The 15,986-nt window shown below is 68.5% G+C and carries 17 protein-coding genes; 10 read left to right on the top strand and 7 right to left on the bottom strand.

Features of this window, described 5'->3' with window-relative positions:
* Positions 1–71: 71 nt before the first annotated feature.
* Together NGM10_RS18160 and NGM10_RS03765 are read right to left on the bottom strand one after the other, a co-directional pair.
* Positions 72–206, bottom strand: a complete 135-nt coding sequence (locus NGM10_RS18160) for a hypothetical protein (RefSeq protein WP_256504372.1) — start codon at positions 204–206, stop codon at positions 72–74.
* Between the two features lie 56 nt (positions 207–262).
* Positions 263–460 carry a DUF5800 family protein gene (locus NGM10_RS03765; protein ID WP_253481951.1) on the bottom strand — a complete coding sequence of 66 codons (198 nt, stop codon included), beginning with the start codon at positions 458–460 and terminating at the stop codon, positions 263–265.
* 103 nt (positions 461–563) lie between these two features.
* Here NGM10_RS03765 and NGM10_RS03760 point away from each other — a divergent pair, with 103 nt between their 5' ends.
* Positions 564–1,589 carry a polymer-forming cytoskeletal protein gene (locus NGM10_RS03760; RefSeq protein WP_253481949.1) on the top strand — a complete coding sequence of 342 codons (1,026 nt, stop codon included), beginning with the start codon at positions 564–566 and terminating at the stop codon, positions 1,587–1,589.
* Between the two features lies 1 nt (position 1,590).
* On the opposite strand, the gene NGM10_RS03755 is transcribed toward NGM10_RS03760, so the two are convergent.
* Complete coding sequence (locus NGM10_RS03755) at positions 1,591–2,838, bottom strand: sulfatase-like hydrolase/transferase (RefSeq protein ID WP_253481947.1); 1,248 nt, start codon at positions 2,836–2,838, stop codon at positions 1,591–1,593.
* Positions 2,839–3,061: 223 nt separating this feature from the next.
* Here NGM10_RS03755 and NGM10_RS03750 point away from each other — a divergent pair, with 223 nt between their 5' ends.
* From NGM10_RS03750 to NGM10_RS03720, 7 genes are all read left to right on the top strand, one after another.
* A complete protein-coding gene (locus NGM10_RS03750) occupies positions 3,062–3,910 on the top strand; it encodes an electron transfer flavoprotein subunit beta/FixA family protein (protein WP_253481945.1) in 849 nt (282 codons plus the stop codon).
* A gap of 2 nt (positions 3,911–3,912) precedes the next feature.
* A complete protein-coding gene (locus tag NGM10_RS03745) occupies positions 3,913–5,535 on the top strand; it encodes an electron transfer flavoprotein subunit alpha/FixB family protein (protein WP_253481943.1) in 1,623 nt (540 codons plus the stop codon).
* The gene (locus NGM10_RS03740; RefSeq protein WP_253481940.1) at positions 5,528–7,195 is read left to right on the top strand and encodes an FAD-dependent monooxygenase; all 1,668 of its coding nucleotides are present in this window, start codon (positions 5,528–5,530) and stop codon (positions 7,193–7,195) included. The genes NGM10_RS03745 and NGM10_RS03740 overlap by 8 nt, the downstream gene beginning before the upstream one ends.
* Positions 7,192–7,557 (top strand): DUF8055 family protein, encoded by a 366-nt coding sequence (locus NGM10_RS03735; RefSeq protein WP_253481938.1) that lies wholly within the window; start codon positions 7,192–7,194, stop codon positions 7,555–7,557. Before NGM10_RS03740 ends, NGM10_RS03735 begins: the two co-directional genes overlap by 4 nt.
* Positions 7,558–7,996: 439 nt before the next feature.
* Positions 7,997–8,536 (top strand): CBS domain-containing protein, encoded by a 540-nt coding sequence (locus tag NGM10_RS03730; RefSeq protein WP_253481937.1) that lies wholly within the window; start codon positions 7,997–7,999, stop codon positions 8,534–8,536.
* Positions 8,537–8,597: 61 nt separating this feature from the next.
* Entirely contained in the window at positions 8,598–9,719 is a 1,122-nt protein-coding gene (locus NGM10_RS03725; RefSeq protein WP_253481935.1) for a pyridoxal phosphate-dependent aminotransferase, read from the top strand.
* Between the two features lie 292 nt (positions 9,720–10,011).
* Positions 10,012–10,863 (top strand): UbiA family prenyltransferase, encoded by an 852-nt coding sequence (locus NGM10_RS03720; protein WP_253481933.1) that lies wholly within the window; start codon positions 10,012–10,014, stop codon positions 10,861–10,863.
* 121 nt (positions 10,864–10,984) lie between these two features.
* On the opposite strand, the gene NGM10_RS03715 is transcribed toward NGM10_RS03720, so the two are convergent.
* Positions 10,985–11,371, bottom strand: coding sequence for a hypothetical protein (locus tag NGM10_RS03715; protein WP_253481931.1), 387 nt, complete (start codon positions 11,369–11,371; stop codon positions 10,985–10,987).
* A 53-nt stretch (positions 11,372–11,424) separates the two neighbouring features.
* Here NGM10_RS03715 and NGM10_RS03710 point away from each other — a divergent pair, with 53 nt between their 5' ends.
* Positions 11,425–12,324 (top strand): alpha/beta fold hydrolase, encoded by a 900-nt coding sequence (locus NGM10_RS03710; protein ID WP_253481929.1) that lies wholly within the window; start codon positions 11,425–11,427, stop codon positions 12,322–12,324.
* Positions 12,325–12,361: 37 nt separating this feature from the next.
* Here the strand turns inward: NGM10_RS03710 and NGM10_RS03705 are convergent, their stop codons facing one another.
* Positions 12,362–12,907, bottom strand: a complete 546-nt coding sequence (locus NGM10_RS03705; protein ID WP_253481927.1) for a hypothetical protein — start codon at positions 12,905–12,907, stop codon at positions 12,362–12,364.
* 91 nt (positions 12,908–12,998) lie between these two features.
* Complete coding sequence (locus NGM10_RS03700; protein ID WP_253481925.1) at positions 12,999–14,180, bottom strand: redox-regulated ATPase YchF; 1,182 nt, start codon at positions 14,178–14,180, stop codon at positions 12,999–13,001.
* A gap of 420 nt (positions 14,181–14,600) precedes the next feature.
* Here NGM10_RS03700 and NGM10_RS03695 point away from each other — a divergent pair, with 420 nt between their 5' ends.
* Positions 14,601–14,807, top strand: coding sequence for a dodecin family protein (locus NGM10_RS03695; RefSeq protein ID WP_253481923.1), 207 nt, complete (start codon positions 14,601–14,603; stop codon positions 14,805–14,807).
* 39 nt (positions 14,808–14,846) lie between these two features.
* Here NGM10_RS03695 and NGM10_RS03690 read toward each other — a convergent pair whose 3' ends face one another.
* Positions 14,847–15,626 carry a GNAT family N-acetyltransferase gene (locus NGM10_RS03690; protein ID WP_253481921.1) on the bottom strand — a complete coding sequence of 260 codons (780 nt, stop codon included), beginning with the start codon at positions 15,624–15,626 and terminating at the stop codon, positions 14,847–14,849.
* Between the last annotated feature and the right edge of the window lie 360 nt (positions 15,627–15,986).

Genomic DNA, 15,986 nt, shown 5'->3' with positions numbered 1-15,986 from the left:
GTTCTGCGGGCAACTCCTCGTCGTTCTTCGACTCTCTCTCGCGACTCACGGAACAGCCACGGCCGTCGTGGTCAGAGACCCGCGTAGATGGCGTAGGGGACGAGGAACAGGACGACGGTCATCACGAGCAGAATCAGGCCGTATCCGGCGAACGTCCCGAGCGCGGTCCACCACGAGGGGTGGTCGAAGTCGGCGAGCGCGTTCATGCTCGAAGCGAGGCGACGCCGGACCTTAAATCCCTCCCCGACGACCCCGCGTGCGCCTACCTCACGATGTCGCCGATTCTCCGCGCTTGGCCCGTCAGCTCGGGGTCCTCCTCGACTATCCGGAGGACCTCGTGGTCGGTCACGTCGAAGTACGACTTGCCAGTCGCACCCTCGATGAGGTCCTTCGAGAGGCGGAACTCCGTCCCCTCGTAGACCACGTCGACCCCGTCCTCGTCGAACGCGAGTGTCGTCATGTAGCGGCGTTCGCCCCCATCGTTTAAAAACCCACAGAACCGGGCCGCCGACAGGGGGTCGTCTGACGGAAGTTTATTAGGGGGGAACCGAACAGGTGTTGGTGTGTCGCTGCGCTCGGACCCGCTCGACGAACTCGCCATCCCCGACGGGACGACCGTCGAGGAGCACGACCTCGTGACCGACGGCGACGTGATAATCGGCGGTCAGAGTACCGTGGAGTTCGGCGTGCGCGGCCACAACGTCATCGCGGGCGAACGCGTCCGGTTCGGCGGCCACATCGAGGCCGAGGCCGACTGCCGCCTCGACATGTGGTCGGACGTCGAAGCCAACGTCCTCGTCGGTCGGGACGCCTACCTCGGCGAGCGCGTCCACGTCGCGGGCAGGCTGATGGTCTCCGGCGACCTCGACATCGGCGACGACGTGAACATCGAGGAGGGGTTCGAGGCCAACGGCTGGATCGTCATCCGCAACCCCATGCCGACCATCGTGTTCGTGTTCGTCTACCTCTCTCAACTCCTCCGAATCGGCGAGGAGGAGGCCGCCGAGGACCTCGTTTCGGACCTGCTCGAAAACGAGGAGGTCGAGGCCGACCCGCTGGTCGTCCCCCGGAACGGCCACGTCAGCGACGACTCGTGGCGGGTCTCGACCCCCGCGAGAATCGGTGACGACTGTCGACTCCACGGCAACTTCCGTGCGGAGTCCATCGCGGTCGGCGAGCGCAACGAGGTGTTCGGCAGTCTCCGCGCCCGTGGGGACATCACGGTCGGCGAGGACACCGTCATCCACGGCGACGTGACCACCCGGAACGGGACGGTCGAACTCGCCGACGGCGTCGAGATTCGCGGCGACGTCTCCTGCGAGGACCTCCGGTTCCACGAGGGCGCGGTCGTCGACGGGACCATGCGCGCAGGCGGCGAGATGACGATGATGCAGGCCGGGCGGACCAAGCGCATCGCGGCCGACGGCGACGGTGCCGATGTCGGCGAGGAGGCCGACGACGACGCGAGCGACCCGGAATCGGGAGCGGCCGCTCCCGATTCCGGGTCGTCCGGAGACGCTTCGGTCGCTGAGTCGTCCGAGGACGCTTCGGTCGCTGAGTCGTCCGGCGAAGCCCCGCCCGAGACGTAGGCTACTCGATGTAGCCGAGCTTTCGCAACTGTTCCTTGTCGAGGTGTCCCTCCGCGTCGTCGGTCGGTTCCCGGTCGGGCGAGCGGGCGAACTCGGTCGGGAGGCCCGACCGCGCGTCGAGCATCGGCCGGGAGACGCTCCCGTAGGTCACGGTTCTCGGGCCGAAGGTCCGCGCGAGCGCGAGAAGCTTTCGAGGCGTCATGTTGGCGCGAATCGCCGCCGCGGTGCCCTCGAAGAGGAGGTAGCCCCCGAGTCCGTAGGCCGTCCGAATCGCGGTCGAGCCGTGGTGGAACACCACGCCGCCCTCGTCGCTCCAGACCGAGGTCGCGGCGTACAGCGGCATCGTGCGGTCCAGCGGCTCGAACGTGTACTGGCTCCAGATTTCGCTGCGGGGCCACCGGTCTGTCGGCGGACTCGACCGCCACGCGTCGACGCCGTCGAAGCCCCGCCCGGGCTCGATTCCGTACGCGCTGAGCGCGGTCGGCGCGAGGTCGACGCCCGACAGGAGGTGGTCGTACCGCTCGCCAGCCGGGAGGCCCGCGCCCACGAACGCGACGGGCACCCGGGCGAGTTCGGGCACGAGGGGCGCGCTGTGTCCGTAGATTCCGCCCCGCGAGGGTTCGCCGAGGAGTTCGCCGTGGTCACTGGTGAAGACCGCGAGCGTGTCCTCCAGGATTCCGCGCTCGTCCAGTCGGTCCACCAGCGCGAGGAACCGGTCGACCGACTCCGAGACGCCCCGCTCGTACCACTCGGCGATGTCGTCCGGGCGGTCGGCGTACGCGTCGAAGAACTCCGAGGAGACCTCCCAGTCGTCGAACGACTGGCCGTAGGGCGCGTGACCGCCCTTGTCGTGGACGACGTGGACGAACGGCGGTTCGAGTTCGTCGAGCGTCGTCTCGTCGGTCAGCCGGTTCATCCACAGCGGCGGCTTCTCGGCCGACTCGACGTGGGTCCAGATGGTGCCCGCGTCGAACCCGACGTTCTCGGGCTCGGAGAGCAGGCGGGGCGTCCGGGCGAGCCGGGTGTCGAACCCCCACACCCCGTGTGTGGTCGGGTACCGACCGGTGGTCAGCGAGGGCAGGCTCGAGGCCGTCCACGTACTCGGCGCGATTGCCTCCGCGGTCACCCCTCGCTCGGCCACCCGGTCCGGGAGCGCGTCGAACCGGGTGCTGTCGGAGACGAAGACGAGGACGTTGTCGACCGTGTCCGCCGACGCCAACTCGGAGAGGGGCCGCTCGGCTACTGACATACCCCGTCCAACCACGTTCCCCTCCATAAGCGTTGTAGCTGTCGCCCGTCGGTGGCGTTCGGGAGAACCGGCGTTACGGCGCGTCTCGCCAGTCCTTTTCGCCCTCCGACGATTGAGGTCCGTCGGCCGCGAACAGATTAGTCACGGGGTTAATGTAATAAACATTGGCGTACAATACGGGGGCACGCATGGGAGAGATGGACATTCGTGTCAGGTGGTGCCAATGCACTCGGTAGTGCTGACGAAGGGGGTCCCGGACTTCCGGGAGGGGCAGGTGTCGTTCGACGAGGACGGCCACCTCGAACGCGGGAAGACCCCGACCGTGATGAACCCGAACGACGAGTTCGCGCTCAGGGCGGCGCTCCAGACCAAGGTGAAACGCGGCGGGGAGGTCTCCGTGATGAGCATGGGTCCGCCGGGCTACGAGAGCGTCCTCGAAGAGGCGATGGGCGTGTACGCCGACGACCTCTACCTGCTGTCGGACCGTGAGATGGCCGCGGCCGACACATGGGCGACCGCCATCACGCTGTCGGCGGGCATCGAAAAGATCGGCGAACCGGACCTCATCTTCGCGGGGTTCAAGACCGCAGACGGCGAGACCGGCCAGACCGGCCCCCAGACCGCGTGGTGTCTCGACCGACCCATCGTGACCCACGTCATCGCGCTGGAGGTCGACGAGGACGCGGGCCGCATCCGCGCGAAGCGACTCGTCGAGGGCGACGCCGACGAGATAGAGACCGTCGAGGCTCCCCTGCCCGCGTTCGTGGTGACCGACCCCGAGTTCGAGCCCTCCTACCGGCGGGCCGAACACCGGCTTCGACACAAGCAACTGAAGGCCGAGACCGACGAGCGCGTCGAGAGCTACGAGGACCACCTCACGACGTGGGACCACGAGGACCTCGACCTCGACCCCGACTTCATCGGCCTCGACGGGTCGCCGACCATCGTCTCCGGTGTCGACCCCATCCCGAAGGCCCCCTCCGAGCGCGAGGCGACGATGGTCGACCCGGGCGACGAGGACGCGATGGCCGACGTGCTCGAAACGATGCGGCCGCTCGCGGGGGGTGACTGAGCGTGGCCGACGAGACAGACGCGGGCCTCGACCCGAGCGAGTACACGGTCGACGAACTCGAAGCGGAGCTGAACGCGGTGTCGAACCCCTCGGACCTCGACGCGGTGCTGGCGGCCGAGGAGTCGGGGAAGGACCGCAAGACCGCCAAGGAGGCCATCCGGAAGCGCATCGACGCGTTGGAGGTGGAAACCGAAGGCGAACCGACAGACACCGACCACGAGGAGGAGTACGCGGGCGAAGAAGGCACCGACACTCCCGAGGCGGCAGGCGATGCAGAACAGGGAGACGAATCGCCAGACGAGACCGACGTGAGCTACGAGGTCGAGAACCGGACGTGGGACAAGCACCACGTCCGCGCGCTGAAGGGCGGCACGTATCGGGACATGTGGGTCTACTGCGAGACCCAGGGCGGCGAACTCCTCGACGTCTCGAAGGAGATGCTCGGGAAGGCCCGCGACCTGATGGACGGCTACAACGACGACTACGGCGTCTCCGTGAGCGAAGCGAACGGAGGCTCGTCGGATGAGTCCGACGGTGGGGACGAGCGAGTCGTCGGCGTCCTCGTCGGCGACGAGATGGAGCCGCTCGCCGAGGAGGCGGTCGCCTACGGCGCCGACGTGGCGATATACCACGAGGACGACCGACTCGAACGCTTCCGCCACAAGCCCTACACCGAGATCGTCTCGGACATGGCCCGCGGCGGCGCAGACCCTCCGAACTGGGCGACCGGCGACCCCGGCACCGAACCCACCGTCGACTGGCGCGACTACGACAAGCCCCGCTACTTCCTGTTCCCGGCGACCAACAACGGCCGGGACCTCTCGGCGCAGGTGCAGGGCGAACTCGACTCCGGGCTGGCGAGCGACTGCTCGGGACTCTCCATCGAGGAGGAACTCATCTCCAACCCGGTCAAGACGGGCGAACCCGGCGAGAAGGTGGAGTTCGAGCGCGTCCTCCACATGAAGCGCCCCGACTTCTCGGGGTTCGAGTACTCCACGATTCTGTGTCTCGACAACCCCGGCCGGGAGTTCCACCCGCAGGGGTGTTCGGTGATTCCCGGCAGTTTCGACGCCATCGACCCCGACCACGACCGAGAGGGCGAACTCGTCGAGCACGACCTCGACCTCCCCGACGACTGGTTCCGGGTGGAGGTGTCCGAGTGGGACCGCCTCGACGACGGCGTCGACCTCACCGGCCACGACGTGGTGGTCGCGCTCGGGCGCGGCATCGGCGACGACCCGACCGAGGGAATCGAACTCGGTATCGACCTCGTCGAGGCCTTCGAGGACGCCGCGCTCGGCCTCTCGCGGGGCGTGGTCACGGCCTCCTACAGCGTCGACGGCCACGTCGCCGACTACGTCGCCGAGGAACGGCAGATCGGCGAGACCGGCCAAGAGGTCGAACCCCGACTCTACATCGCGGCCGGAATCTCGGGCGCGGTCCAGCACAAGGTCGGGATGGACGAATCCGACACCATCGTCGCCATCAACACCGACCCCGAGGCCCGAATCCGGGACTTCAGCGACTACTTCATCGAGGGCGACCTCTTCGAGGTGCTCCCCCGCCTGACCGAATCCGTCGAGGCGGGCGAACTGACCCTGCGAGCGGAGGCGAGCGATGACTGACGAATACGAACACTACGAGGCGGTCGTCGTCGGGGCCGGGCCCGGCGGGGCGGCGGCCGCGGCGACGCTGGCGCGAAACGACGTGGAAACGCTGGTCCTCGAACGCGGCGTCGAGGCCGGGTCGAAGAACGTGACGGGCGGACTCATCTACGCCGAGGAGTCGGCGCCGTACACCATGGACGACCTGTTCCCCGAGTTCCGCGCGGAGGCGACCGAGCGGCCGGTCACCGACTACTACCTCCACAACGTCGCGGGCCAGCAGGTCGAGACCTTCGACATCACCGACCTCCACGACCACGACACCGAGTGGTCGGACGCGGTCCTCCGGCGGAGGATGGACTCGTGGGTCGCCGACAGGGTCCACGAACTGGCGAGCGAGACCGGCGGCGGCCTCCTCACGGAGGTCCGGGTCGACGGCCTCCTGCGGGAGAACGGCGAGATAGTCGGGGTCACCTGCGACGAACTCGACCCCATCAGGGCCGACGTGATAATCGCGGCCGACGGCGTCAACTCCGAACTCGCCCGCGACGCGGGCCTGATGGACTGGGACGAGCCCGAGGAGTGGTTCCAGGGCGTGAAGGCGGTGGTGGACGTGCCCGAGGACGTGATCGCCGACCGCTTCGGCGTCGGCGACGACGAGGGCGAGGCCCATCTGTTCTCGGGCGACCTGTTCGGCGACGTGCGCGGCGGCGGGTTCTGCTACACCAACGAGGACTCGCTGTCGATAGGGACCGTCTTCCACCTCGACAGCCTCGTCGCCGAGGAGGCCGAACCCCACGAACTCCTCGATGGCCTGCTCACACATCCCCTGATGGCCCAGTGGCTGGAGGGCCACTACGACGAGGTCGAGTACAGCGCGAAGCTCGTCCCGGACTCGAAGAAGGCCGCCCACCCCTCGCCCCACGAGGGCCGCCTGCTCGTCGTGGGCGACGCGGCCGGGCAGATGCAGGCTCAGGGCCCCATCATCAAGGGGATGAACCACGCCGTGAGCGCCGGGGCGCTCGCGGGCGAGGCGTTCGTCGAGGCGACCCTGCGCAACGACCCCGAGTCGGCGGGCGACCTCTACGAGAAGAAGCTCTACGACGAGGGGCTGATGGCGAAGCTCAGACCGCGGGGGTACCGGGCCGCGCGCGTCCTCGGCGAGCGCGAGACCGTGACGGACCTCGCCGACGCGGTGCTGACCTCCGGCGTGGGCAGGCGGGCGGTCTCGCTTCTCGGCGACCGACTGGAGGGGCTGTACTCCTCGCCCAGACTCTCCCAAATCGTGCCCGACACTCGGACGCCGTACGTCACGTTGCCGACGGTCATCGCCGAGGAACTGGGCGACCCGGTCGAGGGCGAGGCCGACTACGAGCCAAAGAGCCTGCTCGACCGCATCGGCGACCTGACCTACGACACCGACGTGGGCAACGCCCACATCGAACTCCGGGACGACTCGGTCGAGGCCAGCGGCGCGGCCGTCTCGGCGTGTCCGGTCAGCGCCCAGGACTTCGGCGGCGGGTGCTACCGCGAGGAGACCGTGAAGACCAACGGCGACGAGGAGAAACTGGTCAGCCTCGACACCCAGCCCTGCGTGGAGTGTGGCACCTGCGCGGTCGTCGCCGACACCGACTGGGAACACCCGCGGGGCGGCAAGGGCGTCGAGTTCAAGCAGGGATGAGCGAGCTTCGCGAGCGAATCGCCGACCTCGCCGACCGCGCTCGCGAGGACCGCGAGGCGTTCGACCCGCCCGACGACCCGCCCGACGACGAGCGCGCTCTGCGATACCTCCGGGAGGGCGTCGGCGACGCGGTCGCGGTCTACGTCGAGGCTCGGACCGGCGAGTTCGTCCCGCTCGACGCCGCGGAGATGGCCCTGCTGGAGCGCGCGCTCAACGACTGGCTCGAACTCTACGCCCGGTGTCACGGCCGCGACATCGACGCCGCGTTCACGCTCCGAGAGATCGCCGAACTGGTGGTTGACACTCGGGACCTGACCGACACCGCCCAACTGTTGACCGGCGTTCCGGCGCGGCGTGCGTAGGTCGTCGCGCTCGGTGACACGGTCCACCGAGAATCGGCCGGTGACGCAATCCACGGGAAAACGGCCGGTGACACAGTCCACCGAAAAACGGCCGGTGACACAGTCCACCATCGGGTGGGACTGAAAGGGGCCGCCCGCTCGCGCTTGCGTGGTCGTCTCCGGCGGCTCCATTCGGCGCGGGCGTTGCGGAGAGCGCCGAATATCCGCCGGAGCGACCGCGAGCGGGCGGGGGCTTTCTGGGTGTTAGTCGTGGAGTGTTCGCAGAGGGTTCGTAGCGAGCGGGCGGGGGCTTTCTGGGCGTTCTCGGTTTTGGAAGTGGTAGCTCGTAGCGAGCGGGCGGGGGCTTTCGAGGACATCTCTGTCTGGAATCCGTTCTCGAAACGCTATCCAACGACCGATAGTCCGAAGCTTTATCTATAACCCGTGGTAATCCGGTCGCATGGAACTCCCGACGCCCCAGGATATCCGGGAGCGACGGACCGAACTCGGGCTGACCCAGAGCGAACTGGCTGGGCAGGCCGACGTCTCTCAGCCGCTCATCGCGCGCATCGAGGGCGGCGACGTCGACCCCCGGCTCTCGACGCTCCGGCGGATCGTCGACGCGCTCGAACGCTCGGAGGGCGACATCGTCCGTGCAGACGACCTGATGCACGAGGAAGTCGTCAGCGTCGGCCCCGACGCGTCGGTCAGCGAGGCGGTCTCCGCCATGCAGGACGCTGGCTACTCCCAACTCCCCGTCATCAAGGACGGCGTCCCGGTCGGGTCCATCAGCTTCGAGGACCTGATGAGCGTCGACGAGGACGCCCGCGACCGTCCAGTCAGCGAGTTCATGGGCGAGAGCTTCCCCACCAAGTCCCGCAGCGCCACCCTCGACGAGATAAGCACCGACCTCGGTCACAACAAGGCAGTCATCGTGACCGAGCGGGGCAACACGGTCGGAATCATCACCGAGGCCGACATCGCGGCGCGGTTGTCCTGACGGGACGAGCGGCGGTTTCGAACCACCAACAATTATCGTTCGTGGTGACACAGACGAACACATGACCGACTTCTCCGAGCGAGTAGAGCAGGTCTCCATCAGCGGCATCCGCGAAGTGTTCGAGGCGGCGGGCGAGGACGCCATCAACCTCGGACTCGGCCAACCCGACTTCCCGACGCCCGAGCACGCCCGTCGGGCCGCGATAGAGGCCATCGAGGCCGGGAAGGCCGACGCCTACACCTCCAACAAGGGGACGCTCGAACTCCGGGAGGCCATCAGCGCGAAACACGAGCGCGACAACGGCTTCTCGGTCCCGCCCGAGAACCTCATCGCCACCTCGGGCGGGAGCGAGGCGCTCCACATCGCGCTGGAGGCCCACGTCGACCCGGGCGAGGAGGTCGTCTACCCCGACCCCGGGTTCGTCTCCTACGAGGCGCTGACCCACCTCGCGGGCGGGACGCCCAAGCCGGTCGCACTCCGCGAGGACCTCACCCTCGACCCCGGGGCGGTCGAGAACGCCATCACCGACGACACCGCCGCGTTCGTGGTCAACAGCCCCGCCAATCCCACGGGCGCGGTCCAGAGCGAGGACGACATGCGGGAGTTCGCCCGCATCGCCGACGAACACGACGTGCTCTGTATCTCCGACGAGGTGTACGAACACATCGTCTTCGACGGCGAGCACCGCTCGCCGATGGAGTTCGCCGACTCGGACAACGTCGTGGTCGTCAACGCCTGTTCGAAGACCTACTCGATGACCGGGTGGCGACTCGGCTGGGTCGCCGCGAGCGACGAGCGAATCGAGCGCATGCTCCGGGTCCACCAGTACGCCCAGGCCTGCGCGTCGGCCCCCGCCCAGTACGCCGCCGAGGCCGCCCTCTCCGGACCGCAGGACCAGGTCGAGGAGATGGTGGCCGCCTTCGAGGAGCGCCGGGACCTCCTGCTCGACGGCCTCTCGGACATGGGCCTCGAGACCCCGACGCCCCGCGGGGCGTTCTACGCGATGCCGAAGGTGCCCGAGGGCTGGGTCGAGGAGGTCATCGACCGCGGCGTCGTCGTCGTCCCCGGCGAGGCGTTCGGCGAGCACGGCGAGGGCTACGCCCGCATCTCCTACGCGACGGGGACGGAGGAACTGAAGGAAGCGGTCGAAATCATGCGCGAGGCGACCGAGGCGGTTCGGTAGGCAATTTCGGGATAGCGACTTTTTCCACCCCGGCGCGTGCTGGCGCGGCCCGTCAGTGGCCGCGCCAACCGCGCGAGGGATGAGCATCGCAGGCAACGAGTGAAACGAGGAGCCGAGAAGCGCAGTCGGTTGGGGAGGGTCGTGGCCTGCGGTCGCGGTGCGGTTGCGGTCCTCATCGGTGACGGCAGTAGCTAGCTTCTCGCTGTCATCCTTCCTTCCAGAGCAGATTCGTTCCTATCACGAACACTCACTCCGCCCGAGATTTATGGGTGCGCCCGTTGTGCGAGAGTCTATGCCACTTTCGCGTCGAGGCTCCGGCGTCGCGCCCGCGACCCGCGCGCTCGCCTCGCAGGTCCACCCCGTCTTCATGCTCCCGCCGGTCGCCTGCTCGCTGTTCGGCGGGGTGCTGGCGGGCGCGTTCGCCCCCCTGTCGGGAGCGCTCCACGCGACCGCCATCTTCGCGGCGGTGTACACCGCCCACGTCAAGGACGGCTACGTCGACTTCCACGTCCGCGGCGAGGACGACGACCACCCGCTGACCGAGCGGGGCTGCAAGGGCGCGCTCGCGGCCTCGACCGCGCTCTTCTTCGCCTGTCTCGGGGGCCTGTGGCTCGCCGCGAGCCCCGGCGCGGCCCTGCTCACGCTTCCGACGTGGCTCGTCGCCTACCACCACGCGCCCCAGCTCGACACCAACCCCGTCACCGCGACCACGGGCTACCCCCTCGGCATCGCGCTCTCGATTCTGGGCGGCTACTACGCGCAGGCCGACGCGCTCGGGGCGGTCCCGCTGGCGTTCGCCGCCGTCTTCCTCGTCCTGCTCTCGGGCGTGAAGGTGATCGACGACGCCCAGGACTTCGAGTACGACCGCTCCATCGACAAACGAACCGTCGCGGTGGCGCTCGGCCCCCGCCGCGCCCGGACCGCCGCCTACGCCCTGATGACGGCCGCGCTCGTCCTCGTGGTCGGGTTCGCGGCGCTCGCCGTCTTCCCGCCGAGCAGTGTCGCCGCCGTCGCGGGGTTCGGGGCGGTCGCGCTCGCCGCGCGCCGGGCAGACCCCACGCTGGCGACCATGCTCCTCGTCCGGGGGTCGTACGTCTTCCTCGCGCTGTTGCTGGTGGCGGTGTGGTTCCGGCCGTTGGCCTGAGCGGTCAATCGGCGGCGAGCGACCGCGGGAACCGTGACCGACTGAATCCGCGATTCGGGTCCGTCGTCTTCCGCGCCGGTCGGGACCGGGGTGTTCGTGACGACCGGCGAGCGGGAGGGCCCTACTCGTCGGCCGCGGCCCGACACCGCGCGACCCACCGCTCCTCGAAGGCCTCGGCGCTCACGACGCGCCCCGCGAGGTCGGCGATTTCGGTGACCTCCTCCGCTTCGCACCACTCGACGCACTGCCGATAGACGTCCATCGGGAGGTCGTCGGCGTCCTCGACCACTCGAAGGGAGTCCGCGCCCGCCAGATGCGCGACGAAAGCGCGGGTGTGGCCGTCGGTCAGGGTCCAGCGACCCTCGATTTCGCGGACCGGCAAGGGGTCGTAGTTCGGGTCGTCGAAGTCGAACCACCGGGTCGCGAGCGCGAGCTTTCGGCCATCGAGGTAGAGTTGGCTCGGTCGGACCGCCGAGAGTGGGAGTTCGAAGCGCGACCGGTCGGGCATACCGGACGATTGCGTCCCTCAAGACTTAATCGCTAGCCCGTCACATCTTCGGTATGGCACTCGACGGCGCGTGGACCCACGGCCAGACCGTCGTGAACGACGTTCGCCTCCACTACGTCGCCGCGGGCGAGGAGGACGACCCGCTGGTCGTCCTCCTCCACGGCTTCCCGGAGTTCTGGTACTCGTGGCGCGAACAGCTTCCCGCGCTCGCCGACGCGGGCTACCGGGTGGTCGCGCCCGACATGCGGGGGTACAACCGCTCGGAGAAGCCTCCTGGAGTGGGAAGCTACCGGACCGCGGAACTGGTCGGCGACGTGGTCGGGCTGATAGACCGCTTCGGGGACTCGTCGTCGGCCCGAATCGTGGGCCACGACTGGGGCGGCCTCGTCGCGTGGGAGACCGCCATCCGGTATCCGGAGGTGGTCGACCAGTTGGCGGTGCTGAACGCGCCCCACCCGGCCGCCTACCGGCGGGAACTCCGCCGGAACTCCGACCAGTGGCGGCGGTCGTGGTACGCCGTCTCCTTCCAGCTTCCGTTGGTCCCCGAGGCCCTGCTCGGGGCGCGCGACTGTGCCGGAGTGGGTCGGCTACTCCGCGAGACCGCGAATCCAGGCACCTTCGACGAGGACGACCTCCGGCGCTACCGGGAGGCGGCGTCTCGGCCGGGCGCGCTGACCGCGGCGCTGAACTACTACCGGGCGGCGTTACGGGGGAACCTCCGCCGAGAGATTCGCGAGTGGCTGGGCTTCGGCGGGCGGTCGGCGGTCGTCGACGCGCCGACCCTCCTGATTTGGGGCGAACGCGACCCCGCGCTCGTCGTGGAGCTGACCGAAGGACTCGACGGGTGGGTTCCGGACCTCCGGGTCGAGCGCCTGCCCGAGGCGACCCATTGGGTCCAGAACGACCGCCCCGACGACGTGACCGAGCGACTGCTGGCGTTCTTCGGGGAGTGACGAGGAGGGAGCTACTCGGGGAGTGACGGGGAGGGAGCTACTCGGAGTCCTCCTCCGGGAGTCGGACGACCTCCTCGGGGTTCTGGAACGCGTAGAGGACGATGTCGCCCGCGACGCGCTGGTCTCGGAGGAGTCCGTGGGCCTCGCCCCGACCGATCTCGGCGATTATCTCGACCGCGGTTATCAGGTCGTCCTGCCTGACGCCCAGGTCCCCGCGCTCGACTTCGACCCCATCGGGGGCCGCCACGCTTTCGAGCATGACCTCGACGAACCGAGAGAGGTCGGTGGTGTCGGCGAGCCGTTCGTGCCACGACGCCGGGTAGATGCTGAGGTTGCCCTCGATTCGGTAGACGCGGTCTCCGGGTTGCCACGTCGGCGAGTCGGTCGTGCGGTCGTCGAGCGAAGTCGCGAGTCGGTGGGGGTCGTAGTCGAGCTCCTCGGCGTAGGCTTCGACCAAGTCCCGGGGGACGCCGGGCCCCTCGACCGGGTGGTGGCGTTCGAGATACTGGACGAGTTCCCGTGCAGTGAGGTAGTCGTCGTGGTGGGCGAGGTTCTCGACGAGGTCGGAATCGACGCTTGTCATGCGAACAGGGTGCGACGCCGACCCGTGAAAGCGCTCCGTAAGAATTCGGACGTGTTCGCGGCGATACCGACGCCGAATCCGAGCGCCGCGCCTACTTCGCGGTGCTCACGATCTTTATCACGTCGCCCTCCTCCAGCTCGTAGCTCTCGCTGACCTCTCGGTTCGTCTTTCCGTTCACGGCGTGCAGATACCCGTCGCCGATGTCGCTGTGGACCGCGTACGCGAGGTCCTTCGGGGTCGACCCGCGGGGAAGGAGGAAGGCGTCGGGGAGGACGTTGCCCTTCGCGTCGGTCCACCGGGTCTCGTTCTGGACCGGGTAGGCCGTGATTCGGTCGAGCAGGCCGTAGACCGCCTCGTTCAGGGCGGTCTGGACGCCGGTGCCGCCGGATTCGCGCATGACTCCCCGAATCTTTTCGAGGCCCGCCTCCTGCTCGTCTGAGAGGTCCCCGACTATCTCGAAGTCCTCGTCGCCGGGGTCGTACCCGACGACGCCCGCATCGGCGGCCTGTCGGAGCGCGAGTTCGCCCTCGGCGGTCGCGGGGATGACGGGCTTGCCGGTCTCCTGGAGTCGCTCGATGTTCTCCGGCGGGGCCACGTCGGCCTTGTTCGCCACGAGGATGATGGGTTTGGTCCGGGCGCGCACGTCGCGGGCGAGCGCGACCCGGTGGTCGTCGGTCCACTGGATCGGGTCCTCGGGGTAGTCGAGTTCGCGGAGGCTGGCGGCCACGTCGGCCTCGCTCGCGCCGAACCCGGTCAGCATCTCCGCGAGCGCGTCGTCGATGTCGAAATCGGGCGAGCGAGACTGGCGCTCGACCGTCTCCCAGTTGCGGTCGACGATGCTCGCGAGCCACTGGTCCAGTTGCTCCTCGATGAAGTCGACCTCCTCGACCGGGTCGTAGGTGCCGATTTCGACGGGTTCGCCCTCCTCGTTCGTCCCGCCCGAGGCGTCGACCACGTTGACGATGGCGTCGGCGTTGGTGAGTTCGTCGAGGAACTGATTGCCCAGTCCCCTGCCCTCGTGGGCACCGGGGACGAGTCCGGCCACGTCGAGGAGTTCGATGGGGACGTAGCGCTTGCCCGCCCGGCAGTTCTCGTCGCCGCATCGCTCGTCGCGTTCGAGGCAGGGACACTCGGTCCGGACGTGGCTGACCCCGCGGTTGGCGTCGATGGTGGTGAACGGGTAGTTCGCCACGTCCACGTCGGCCATGGTCGCGGCCTTGTAGAAGGTGGACTTGCCCGCGTTGGGCTTGCCCGCCAGCGCGATGGAGATCATGCGAGAGTGTACCGGCGTCCGGGGGAACTGCCTTTCGGTTCCGTGGACTTCGGGGGAGATGTGAAGTCCGAGTGGTCCAGCGACCGTCTCGAACGTGAACTACTCCGCCCGGCGCGTGCTGGCGCGGTCGTCGGGAGCGAAGCGACCGACGGCCGCGCCGACACGCGCGAGGGATGAGTATCGCAGGAAGCGAACGTAGTGAGCGACCGAGAAACGCAAGAGGCTGGGGAGGTTCGAGGCCTGCGGTCGCGGTCGCGGTCGCGCTGCTGTCGGTCGGACTGAAAGGGCCTGTGCGACCGCGAGCACGCAGGGGCTTTCTGGGCCTTCGCTCTCGCCCTGACTCACCCGTAACCGGAACCACGCAGCGTCGTTCCTCGCGGCCACAAAGCGCTACACCCACCTCGTCGTACCACCGGTGCCATGACGGCAGTCAAAGTCATCAAGGTGCTCGGCACCTCCGAGGAATCGTGGCAGGACGCCGCCGAGGAGGCGTTCCGCGAGGCCAGTAAGACCGTCGACGACATCAGCGGCATCGAAGTCGAGGACTGGACCGCGAAGGTCGAGGACGGCGAGATACAGGAGTACCACGCGACCGCCGAGATCGCGTTCCCGGTTCACGACGAGTGAGGGCCGGGAGGTCGGTCGGCGACGGACCGCTCTTTCGCGCTACAACTCCACCGCCATCATCACCTCGTCGACGTACTCGTCGTCGATCTTGTAGTGGTCCTCCCGGACCGCCTCGGTCTCCCAGCCGTGGGCGTCGAGGAACGCGATGGCGTCCTCGTTGGTGGAGGGGACGCTCTGGTAGACCTTCTCCAGTCCGTTGGCGGCCGCCCACGCCAGCCCGCGTTCGAGGAGGTGGCTCCCGATGCCGTGGCCCCGGTACTCGTCGAGGACGCCCACGGTCAGCTCGGCGGTGTGCGCGAGTTTGTCGAGTTCGGGCGCGTGGAGGTGGACCCACCCGACCACCTCGTCGCCGGGGTCCGTGGTCCCGGGCCCCTCGGAGCTACGGCGGGTCTCGCTCCCGACGGTGGCGACGAAGAACATCCGCGATTCGAGTTCGTTGTGCCGGAGCAGGGCCTCCTGGTGGTCGACCTCGTCGGCGACGCTCTCGGCGACGATGTATCGGCCCCGCTCGGCGACCCGGCGAATCGCGCCCACGATGCCCGAGAGGTCCTCCTGTCGGGCAGGCCGGATGGTGAACTCGACGCCGTCGGTCTCGTACTCCTCGGCCGCGCCCTCCTCGAACGCCGCCCGGAGGCGGCCGTCGAGCTCTTCGAGGTAGCCGTCGCGCTTGAGGATGGCGACGTGGTGGCGGAACCCACCGGGGTCCACGCGGAGGCGGTCGCGCGCGTCGTCGGCCTCGACCTCGCCGTGGCGCTCGACGAACTCGTAGATTCGCTTGCGGTCCTCGTGGTCGAACTCCAGCGACTCGGAGAACTCCATGATTAATGATAACACACCGCAATTACTTAATCCTTTCTCGGGTGTTGGAAGTCAAGATAGAGACTCGGGTACGATGCGAGAGGGAATCTGCAGGACGGAGTCGTGAAGCGTCAGAAAGCCCCCGCCCGCTCGCTACGAGCTACCACTTCCAAAACCGAGAACGCCCAGAAAGCCCCCACCCGCTCGCTACGAACCCTCTGCGAACACTCCACGACTAACACCCAGAAAGCCCCCGCCCGCTCGCGGTCGCTGGCCGACATATCCGCGCAAACCGCGCGCGGATAGGGGTCGGCCAGACGACCACGCAAGCGCGAGCGGGCGGCCCCTTTCAGTCCCACCCGATGGTGGACTGTGTCACCG

This window comes from Halorussus salilacus, from assembly GCF_024138125.1.
GTDB lineage: Archaea > Halobacteriota > Halobacteria > Halobacteriales > Haladaptataceae > Halorussus > Halorussus salilacus.
Note: the sequence above shows the minus strand (reverse complement) of the source record. Positions and strands in the feature narration are given on the sequence as shown.